The following is a 9,378-nucleotide window of genomic DNA, read 5'->3' on the forward strand; positions in this document are numbered from 1 at the left end:
AGCGTGTAGCTTGAAACTCGCCGCTTGCAGTCGCTGCTAGGGCTTGTGCGCCCGCGAGAGGAATTCGTGGGATTGCATTTCCAGCAGACGGCTCAGGGTGCGTTGAAACTCGAACATCAACCGGCCACCGGTGTACAGGTCCTTCAACTCAACCTCGGCTGAAATGATCAGCTTGACGTTGCGATCGTAGAACTCGTCGACCATGTTGATAAAACGCCGGGCGATGTCATCGGTAGAAACGTCCATCTGCTCGACGCCGCTGATCAGCACGGCATGAAAGATCTTGCCCAGCTCGATGTAGTCGTTCTGGCTGCGTGGCCCGTCGCACAGTTCGCGGAAGTCGAACCAGGCCACATCATCACAGGTACGCAGGGCGCGGATCTCGCGGTTTTCGATCATCATCACATCGTTTTCGATGGTTTCTGCGCAATCCGGGGTCAGGGCCTTGAAGCTTTTACGCAGGCTTTCCTGCGCAACTTCGTTGAGCGGGAAGTGAAACAGCTCAGCCTGTTCCAGGTGACGCAGACGGTAGTCGACGCCGCTGTCGACGTTGACGATGTCGGTGTTCTGCTTGATCAGCGCAATTGCAGGCAGGAAGCGCGCACGCTGCAGACCGTCCTTGTACAGGCCGTCTGGAACGATGTTGGAGGTTGCCACCAGCGTTACGCCATTTTTGAACAGCTCTTCCATCAGCGTGCCCAGGATCATGGCATCGGTGATGTCGGAAACAAAGAACTCGTCGAAACAGATAACCCGTGCCTCGTCGGAAAAACGCTTGGCGATGATCGTCAGCGGATTTCGCTCGCCCTTGAGGGTCTTCATCTCTTCGTGCACGCGCTTCATGAAGCGGTGGAAGTGTGTACGGACCTTGTCCTGAAACGGCAGCGCGTCAAAGAACGTGTCGACCAGATAGGTCTTGCCACGGCCTACGCCACCCCAGAAGTACAACCCCTTGACCAGGGTCGGCTCTTTCTTGCCGAACAGCTTGCCGAACAGACCGGGCTTGCTGTCGTGAGCGGCAACCAGATCGTCATACAGGCGCTGCAAATGGCGCACAGCGTTTTCCTGCGCGGCATCGTGAAAGAAGTCCGGGCGTTTCAGATCAGATTGATATCGTTCTAGGGGCGTCATAATTCGTTAGCAAGGCAACAAAAACGGGTCGTCACTGTAGCGACGACCCCGGGGATTGGCAATCAGTCCTGTTGAGGAGCAAGTGCCAGCTTAAGGGTTTGAATCGCGTTGTCGCGCGCAGTGGCATCGGCGAACACCGGGCTATCAGCCACACACTCACCGTCCAGCCACAGCGTGAAGCCATTGGTTTCACTGCGCAGATCCAGCTCACCGCCCTGCTGCAACTGCTTGCTGGCGATACCGGCTGCCTTGCCGTCGGCAAAATTGCGCGACAACAGCAGTTGCTCGCCATCGGCGGCCAGCAGGCGGAAACGGAAGCTGCCGTCGTCTTCACGGAAGCTGACGAAACGAGCGCCCTTGCTGGCCTTTTTCTTGCCGGTGTCGGCGTTTTGCACTGTGGCGCGGAACGAGCGCAGACCCACCGCCTCACGCAGTTCCTCCAGAAACGGCGTGGCAACCCGACGTGCCTTCTGCGCGCCGGCGAGCAGGATATCTTCGAGATCGGCAGGACGCTCGATCAGCCCCAGATATTTTTCACGGGGCTCGCTCAATTGCGCATCCAGCAAAGCGAACAGACGGTTCTTCGCTTCACCCCAGCCCAACCCCTGCAAAAGGTCGGAACGGAATTCAGCGCACTGCTCTGCCGTCGAGAAGGCTTGATACAGGGTGAACAGGTGCGAGGTATCCGGATCCTTCGCTTCACCCGGCGCACGCGAGTCGGTGACGATGCGTGATATAGCGCTTTTCATTTCCTTGGCACTGCTGAACAACGGGATGGTGTTGTCGTAGCTTTTAGACATCTTGCGCCCGTCCAGACCGGGCAGCGTGGCGACGCTCTCTTCGATCAAGGCCTCGGGCATGACAAAGAATTCCTTGCCATTGCCAAACAGGTGGTTGAACCGCTGGCCGATGTCGCGGGCCATTTCAACGTGCTGGATCTGGTCGCGACCCACCGGAACCTGATGCGCATTGAACATCAGAATGTCGGCGGCCATCAGCACCGGGTAGCTGTACAGCCCCATGGTGATGCCTGCATCCGGGTCCTCGCCACCTTCGACGTTCTTGTCCACCGATGCCTTGTAGGCGTGCGCGCGGTTAAGCAGGCCCTTGGCAGCCACACAGGTGAGCAGCCAGGTCAGTTCAGGGATCTCCGGAATGTCCGACTGGCGATAGAAGGTCACACGATCAACGTCCAGGCCAGCTGCCAGCCAGGTCGCAGCGATTTCCAGACGCGAACGCTGAATGCGCAGCGGGTCATCGCATTTGATCAACGCGTGGTAGTCGGCCAGAAAGTAGAACGAGTCGAAATCGCTCTGACGGCTGGCGACAATGGCCGGGCGAATCGCGCCCGCGTAGTTACCCAGATGGGGAGTGCCGGTGGTCGTGATACCGGTCAGGATACGAGTGGTCATGGCAGGTCGCTTATCTAAAGGATGCAATACGGGCTGCAATCAGTTGGAAAGTCGCGGCAGAAGCAGATCTTTCAGATCGGTCAGCTTGCCGTGAAAAAAGTGTCCGCATTCTGCCACTTTCAGCAGCTCATGGGGGCGTTGCAGCGCGGCCGACCATGCATAGACCGTTTCGGGATCGATCACTTCATCGTCTTCTGGCTGAATGATCGTCAGCGGGCAGGCTCGCGGCAAGACGCTTTGATCCTTGAGCCGCGAGGCCGCTGCAGCAATCAGAAACAAATGCGTCAGTTTTTCACCCTGCCCTTCAAGACGACCGCCCAGGTTGGCGGCAACGTAGCCACCGAAAGAAAAACCGAACAGAGTCATGGGCAGATCAGGATGTTGCGCGCGCAGCCATTGCGCGGCAGCCTGGGCATCATCGATCTCGCCTGGCCCGGCGACCGATGTACCGGCACTGGCACCGACACCGCGATAATTGAAGCGTAAGGTGATCAGACCTTGATCCCTTGCGGTACGCTGCAACGTCGAGACGACTTTATTGAGCATCGTTCCGCCCTGTATCGGGTTAGGATGGCAGATCAGTGCAACGCCTCGGGCGTCGGGTATATCCTGATACAGCGCTTCGAGCTGGCCTTCTGGGCCATCGATAAATAATGGGGTTTCACGCATGAGCAAAACAGAACTCCGTGACCTCGAAATGGGTCGACTCGTCTAGCTGATTGTCTGCGGCTTGCATATCAACGATACGTCGCGGGTATACAGCGCAGGTTCCAGCCGTTAACGTAAAGCAAAGCCGTTTATAGAGGAAGGACTCGTGGAACACTCGCTCTTAGTCTGGTTGTTGCCGACGCTCGCCCTGGTGGCCGGTGTCGTCATTGGTTTTCTGGTAGCACGCCTGCTGCCCAACACCGTTCCGAACAGCACCCAGCGCCAGCTGGACAACATTCAGGAGCGCTTCGACACCTATCAGAACGAGGTAGTCACGCACTTCAACAGCACGGCCAATCTGGTACAGAAGCTTTCGCAGAGCTATCAGGATGTTCAGGAACACCTTGCCGAGGGTGCCAATCGTCTGGCTCTCGACGAGCTGACCCGCCAACGCTTGCTGGCCGCCCTGCACCCTGAGGCCAATCATGCGCACCGCGATCATCGCGACCGCCTGACTCCTCCGCGCGACACCGAGACACCCAAGGACTACGCCCCCAAGGCGCCCAACACGCCTGGAATGCTGGATGAGCATTACGGCCTGAAAAGGTAAGGATTCACAGCGACACAAAAGCCCGCTGGCGAGAAAATCTCCAGCGGGCTTTTTTGTGCCCTACCCCTTCGCGAGCAATGCGGATCGCCGCCCCGGTCGCTCCCACAAGATCGTGCGTGCGCACCATTGTGGGAGCGAGCTTGCTCGCGAAAGGCCAATGCAGGGCGCTGAAGACCATTGGTCTCTCACGCCTGCATTCGTATCAGATCGCGCCGCGACTGCGCAGCAGATCCAGCACCTGTTTAACGCTTTCTTCCAGGTTGAGTGTCTGCGTGTCGATCACCAGATCGGCATTCAGCGGCACGTCATACGGGAAGGACTCGCCAGGAATGTTGTCGCCATCAGCGGCATACAGGCCTTGCGGGTCACGCTCGCGGCAGACCGCTGGCGACGCCTGAACATAGACGGTCAGCAGACGATCCTTGCCGATCAGCGCCTTGGCGCGCTCACGGCCCTCGGCATCCGGCGCAACAAAGGCAGCCAGGGTCAGCAGGCCCGCTTCGTTGAACTGGCGCGCCACGTGGGCGGCACGGCTCCAGTTCTCGGTACGCCCGGCACGGTCCTGTGGCAAGCCCTTGTTCAGGTCATGACGCAGGTTCTGACCATCCAGCACATAGACCGCACGGCCCATGTCGAACAGCTTGCGCTCGACTGCGTACGCCAACGTACTTTTACCTGCGCCGGACAGGCCGCTGAACAATACGGTGGCCGGTTGCTGGCCGAAACGCTGCGCACGCTCTTCAGTAGAGACGTGGGCCAGCTCGCCATGATGCAGCGAACCACCGCCTGAAACCGGCTTGGCAATGATCATGCCCGCAGCAACAGTGCCATTGGTCAGACGATCGATGACGATGAACGAGCCAGTGGTGGGGTTTCTGTCATAGCCGTCCAGCGCGATGGGCGCATCAAGGCTGACTTTGACGCGGCCGATCTCGTTCAACTGCAACGAGCTGGCAGGGCCTTCCTGCAGCGTGTTCACATCGACCCGATGAGTAATGCTGGCAATAGAGCCCGGCACATAGCTGGTAGCGCGCTTGATGTCGTATTTCTTGCCCGGCAGCATGGGCTCTTCGGCCATCCACACCAGCATGGCGTCGAACGCATCGCTGACCTGCGGGACGTTGTCGGCATGCACCAGCAGATCACCGCGGGAAATGTCGATCTCGTCTTCCATGGTCAGCGTCACGGCCTGACCCGGACCAGCCTGCTCCAGCTCGCCTTCAAAAGTGACGATGGACTTCACGCGACTGCTCTTGCCCGATGGCAACACGACGATCTCGTCGCCCTTGTGGACGATGCCGCTGGCCAGTGTGCCAGCAAAACCGCGAAAGTTCAGGTTCGGACGGTTGACGTACTGCACCGGGAAACGCAGGTCCGTATAGTTGCGGTCGCTGGCGATTTCGACGGTCTCGAGAATTTCCATCAGCGACTGGCCGGTGTACCAGGGCGAACGCTCGCTCTTGTTCACCACGTTGTCGCCCTTGAGCGCCGACATTGGAACAAACGCCATGGTGGTCGGCTTGAACGCGATACCCTCGGCGAACTTCAGGTAATCGGCCTTGATCGATTCGAACACGCCCTCATCGAAGCCGTTGAGGTCCATCTTGTTGATGGCCACGACGATGTGCTTGATGCCCAGCAGCGAAGCGATGTAGCTGTGACGACGGGTCTGGGTCTGCACGCCATAGCGCGCGTCCACCAGAATGATCGCCAGGTCACAGGTCGAAGCGCCAGTCGCCATGTTGCGAGTGTACTGCTCATGGCCCGGCGTATCGGCAATGATGAACTTGCGCTTGGCCGTGGAGAAATAGCGATAGGCGACATCGATAGTGATGCCCTGCTCCCGCTCGGCCTGCAGACCATCCACCAGCAACGCCAGATCGACGTCATCGCCAGTGGTGCCGGACTTCTTCGAGTCACGGGTAATGGCTTCCAGGTGATCTTCGTAGATCATCTTCGAGTCATGCAGCAAACGCCCGATCAGCGTGCTCTTGCCGTCATCGACGTTGCCACAGGTAAGAAAGCGCAGCATTTCCTTGCGTTCGTGCTGGCCCAGATAGGCGAGGATGTCCTCGCTGATCAAATCAGATTGATGCGACATGTGACACCCCTTAGAAATAACCCTGACGTTTCTTTTCTTCCATCGAGCCTGCACCGTCGTGGTCAATGACCCGGCCCTGGCGTTCGGAAGTTCGCGTCAGCAGCATTTCCTGAATGATGTCGGTCAGGCTGGTCGCTTCGGACTCGACAGCGCCGGTCAGCGGATAGCAGCCCAGTGTGCGGAAACGGACCTTTTTCTTGACGATGCGCGACTTCTCTTCATCGGTGAGATGCTCGAGGATGCGCTCGTCGTCGATCATGATCAGCGTGCCGTTCTTCTCGATCACGTCGCGCTCGGCGGCGAAGTACAGCGGCACGATCGGGATGCCTTCAAGGTAGATGTACTGCCAGATGTCCAGCTCGGTCCAGTTGGAGAGCGGGAATACACGGATCGACTCGCCTTTGTTGACGTTGCCGTTGTAGACATTCCACAGCTCGGGGCGCTGGTTTTTCGGGTCCCAGCGGTGTTTGCTGTCGCGGAACGAATAAACGCGTTCCTTGGCCCGGGACTTCTCTTCGTCGCGTCGGGCACCGCCGAAAGCGGCATCGAAACCATGCTTGTCGAGCGCCTGCTTCAGGCCCTCGGTCTTCATGATGTCGGTATGTTTGGCGCTGCCGTGGGTGAAGGGGTTGATGCCCTGCGCCACGCCATCGGGATTGATGTGAGTGATCAGGTCCAGGCCCATTTCCTCGACCATCTTGTCGCGAAAACGATACATCTCCTGGAATTTCCAGCGAGTATCGACGTGCATGACCGGGAATGGCAACTTACCGGGGAAGAATGCCTTGCGCGCCAGGTGCAGCATCACGGCCGAATCCTTGCCGATCGAGTACAGCATCACCGGGTTATCGAACTCGGCGGCGACCTCGCGGATGATGTGGATGCTTTCCGCCTCCAGCTGTTTCAGATGCGTCAGTTTGTCAACCATGGCTACTCACGGATTGCGTTCGTTATGGACCGGGAAAACCCGGGGCGGCCTGCGGGCCGTATTCGAGCCGCGCACTTTAACATGCGTGATATCGCTAATCAGCGATGCAGCTAGATCGAAACGATCTATGCATATGCCCTGCCGTTTGATGGATCATATCGGGTTCGGGCAGTCGATGAAGATATGCTCGAGCGCAAAGCGTCGGGCCAGATAATCACCCAGGGCCTGAACGCCATACCGCTCGGTGGCGTGATGACCGGCCGCGATGAAGCTGATGTCGTTCTCCCGCGCGCTGTGGAATGTCTGCTCCGACGCTTCGCCACTCAGGAAAAGATCGACGCCTTCCAGCACTGCCTGATCAATGTAGTTCTGACCGCCACCGGTGCACCAGCCTACACGGCGAATCATCTGCGAGCCTTCGATGAGCAACGGCTCACGGCCCAGCGCATCCTGTACGCGACGGGCAAAATCCCGCGGGGTCATGGGTTCGGACAACGAACCGATCAAGCCGACCACTCGCGAATTTTCGGGGTCCAGCGGCCCTTCGACAGTGATATCCAGCTGACGCGCCAGCTGCACGTTATTGCCCACTTCGGGGTGCACATCCAGCGGCAGGTGATAGGCAAGCAGGCTGATGTCGTGCTTGAGCAGGGTTTTCAGGCGGCGCTGCTTCATACCGACCACACAGGGGTTTTCGCCTTTCCAGAAATAACCGTGATGGACCAGAATCAGATCAGCCTGAGCCTCTACGGCAGCGTCCAGCAATGCCTGGCTCGCCGTCACGCCGCTGACGATGCGCATCACTTGAGGCCGACCCTCGACCTGCAGGCCATTAGGGCAATAATCCTGAATCCGGGCACTGCTCAGATAGCGGTCGGCTTCTTCGACCAGGGTGCTCAGGGCAACAGCCATAAAAGACTCCTAAATATGCAGTTCAGAGCTGCGTTGTACTCGTATAATGCCCGCCATTATGGCGCACCCGTGGCAAAACTTTCTGCGCCCGCAACCATCAGGACTTGTTAAATGTTCAAGGCACTGCGTTTTTTCGGCTGGCCATTGCTGGCTGGCGTGCTTATCGCCCTGCTGATTATTCAGCGCTATCCGCAGTGGGTCGGCCTGCCGAGCATGGATGTCAATCTGCAACAGGCTCCGCAGACCACCAACGTCATGCAAGGTCCGTCGTCCTATGCCGATGCGGTCATTGCCGCAGCGCCCGCGGTGGTCAACCTCTACACCACCAAAATGGTCAACAAGGGCAACAACCCGCTTTTCGAAGACCCGCAGTTCCGGCGCTTCTTCGGCGACAACACGCCCAAGCAGAAGCGCATGGAGTCAAGCCTTGGCTCTGGCGTCATGATGAGCCCCGAAGGCTACATACTGACCAATAACCACGTCACCACCGGCGCGGACCAGATCGTGGTGGCACTGAAAGATGGCCGTGAAACTATTGCCAGAGTTATCGGCAATGACCCGGAAACCGATCTGGCAGTGCTCAAGATCGACCTGAAAAACCTTCCGGCAATCACCATCGCACGCTCTGACGGCATTCGCATCGGCGACGTTGCACTGGCCATCGGTAACCCGTTCGGGGTCGGTCAGACCGTGACCATGGGCATTATCAGTGCCACCGGACGCAATCAACTGGGCCTCAATACCTACGAAGACTTCATCCAGACCGACGCGGCCATCAACCCCGGCAACTCGGGCGGTGCACTGGTGGACGCCAGCGGCAACCTGATCGGTATCAATACCGCGATCTTTTCCAAGTCCGGCGGCTCGCAGGGCATCGGTTTTGCCATTCCGACCAAGCTGGCGATGGACGTCATGAAGTCGATCATCGAACACGGTCAGGTCATTCGTGGCTGGCTGGGCATCGAAGTTCAACCGCTGACCCAGGAACTGGCCGAGTCGTTCGGATTGAAGGACCGTCCCGGAATCGTTGTCGCGGGTATCTTCCGCGATGGACCGGCGCAGAAAGCCGGCCTGCAACTGGGTGACGTGATCCTGAGCATCAATGGCGAACCCGCTGGCGACGGTCGTCGCTCGATGAATCAGGTGGCGCGTACCAAACCCAAGGACAAGATTGCTATCGACGTGATGCGCAACGGCAAGGAAATGCGCTTGAGCGCCGAGGTCGGCCTGCGCCCGCCACCTGCACCGACACCTGCCGCAGCGCCCGAGTGATGCGCCAGTACCTGAAAGTGCGGTACAGCACAGATCTGTGACGCCGGGAATAAAGGGCGTCCGGGCTTCTGCCCGAAGGGCGTGGGGGGAGCTTGCTCGTGAAGAAAGTGTTTCAATCGATGCATTTTCGGCGCTTGTGCAGGCCCTTTCGCGAGCAAGCTCGCTCCCACAGGTCCGGAGTGTTTTCAAGCCATGCGAGACACTCACACAGGTCCGGGTTGTTTCAAGCCATGTGGATGCTCTGCGGCAGCGATGATCTTGTGGGAGCGAGCTTGCTCGCGAATACGGTGTTTCAATCGATGCATTTTCGGCGCTTGTGCAGGCCCTTTCGCGAGCAAGCTCGCTCCCACAGGTCCGGAGTGTT

The 9,378-nt window shown here is 58.6% G+C and carries 8 protein-coding genes; 2 read left to right on the top strand and 6 right to left on the bottom strand.

All coding sequences use genetic code 11. From position 1 onward, the window contains the following. Positions 1 to 36: 36 nt before the first annotated feature. The 3 genes from zapE to RYC17_RS06000 all read right to left on the bottom strand — a co-directional run bounded on the left by zapE (position 37) and on the right by RYC17_RS06000 (position 3,212). Positions 37 to 1,131, bottom strand: coding sequence for a cell division protein ZapE (gene zapE, locus RYC17_RS05990; protein WP_316887713.1), 1,095 nt, complete (start codon positions 1,129 to 1,131; stop codon positions 37 to 39). Between the two features lie 62 nt (positions 1,132 to 1,193). Next, positions 1,194 to 2,543: a tryptophan--tRNA ligase gene (locus RYC17_RS05995; RefSeq protein ID WP_316887711.1), complete on the bottom strand. Its 1,350-nt coding sequence runs from the start codon at positions 2,541 to 2,543 to the stop codon at positions 1,194 to 1,196. Positions 2,544 to 2,582: 39 nt separating this feature from the next. Continuing rightward, positions 2,583 to 3,212, bottom strand: a complete 630-nt coding sequence (locus tag RYC17_RS06000; protein ID WP_230016791.1) for an alpha/beta hydrolase — start codon at positions 3,210 to 3,212, stop codon at positions 2,583 to 2,585. A 145-nt stretch (positions 3,213 to 3,357) separates the two neighbouring features. On the opposite strand from RYC17_RS06000, the gene RYC17_RS06005 reads away from it, so the two are divergent. Beyond that, entirely contained in the window at positions 3,358 to 3,801 is a 444-nt protein-coding gene (locus RYC17_RS06005; protein WP_058400712.1) for a YhcB family protein, read from the top strand. A 202-nt stretch (positions 3,802 to 4,003) separates the two neighbouring features. On the opposite strand, the gene cysN is transcribed toward RYC17_RS06005, so the two are convergent. The 3 genes from cysN to RYC17_RS06020 all read right to left on the bottom strand — a co-directional run bounded on the left by cysN (position 4,004) and on the right by RYC17_RS06020 (position 7,742). Beyond that, complete coding sequence (cysN, locus tag RYC17_RS06010) at positions 4,004 to 5,902, bottom strand: sulfate adenylyltransferase subunit CysN (protein ID WP_122280588.1); 1,899 nt, start codon at positions 5,900 to 5,902, stop codon at positions 4,004 to 4,006. Between the two features lie 10 nt (positions 5,903 to 5,912). Continuing rightward, complete coding sequence (gene cysD, locus RYC17_RS06015) at positions 5,913 to 6,830, bottom strand: sulfate adenylyltransferase subunit CysD (protein ID WP_002555071.1); 918 nt, start codon at positions 6,828 to 6,830, stop codon at positions 5,913 to 5,915. Positions 6,831 to 6,983: 153 nt separating this feature from the next. Further along, complete coding sequence (locus tag RYC17_RS06020) at positions 6,984 to 7,742, bottom strand: Nif3-like dinuclear metal center hexameric protein (RefSeq protein WP_058400710.1); 759 nt, start codon at positions 7,740 to 7,742, stop codon at positions 6,984 to 6,986. Between the two features lie 111 nt (positions 7,743 to 7,853). Between RYC17_RS06020 and algW the strand changes: the two genes are divergently transcribed. After that, entirely contained in the window at positions 7,854 to 9,014 is a 1,161-nt protein-coding gene (gene algW, locus RYC17_RS06025; RefSeq protein WP_058407953.1) for a Do family serine endopeptidase AlgW, read from the top strand. The last annotated feature ends 364 nt before the right edge of the window (positions 9,015 to 9,378 follow it).

This window comes from Pseudomonas syringae group sp. J248-6, from assembly GCF_032586995.1.
Classification (GTDB): Bacteria; Pseudomonadota; Gammaproteobacteria; order Pseudomonadales; family Pseudomonadaceae; genus Aquipseudomonas; species Aquipseudomonas amygdali.

Bases quoted from the DNA above. Each gene is read 5' to 3' on its own strand.
- RYC17_RS06000 (WP_230016791.1), bottom strand. From the start codon at position 3,212: ATGCGTGAAACCCCATTATTTATCGATGGCCCAGAAGGCCAGCTCGAA.
- RYC17_RS06020 (WP_058400710.1), bottom strand. From the start codon at position 7,742: ATGGCTGTTGCCCTGAGCACCCTGGTCGAAGAAGCCGACCGCTATCTG.
- cysD (WP_002555071.1), bottom strand. From the start codon at position 6,830: ATGGTTGACAAACTGACGCATCTGAAACAGCTGGAGGCGGAAAGCATC.
- zapE (WP_316887713.1), bottom strand. From the start codon at position 1,131: ATGACGCCCCTAGAACGATATCAATCTGATCTGAAACGCCCGGACTTC.
- cysN (WP_122280588.1), bottom strand. From the start codon at position 5,902: ATGTCGCATCAATCTGATTTGATCAGCGAGGACATCCTCGCCTATCTG.
- RYC17_RS05995 (WP_316887711.1), bottom strand. From the start codon at position 2,543: ATGACCACTCGTATCCTGACCGGTATCACGACCACCGGCACTCCCCAT.
- algW (WP_058407953.1), top strand. From the start codon at position 7,854: ATGTTCAAGGCACTGCGTTTTTTCGGCTGGCCATTGCTGGCTGGCGTG.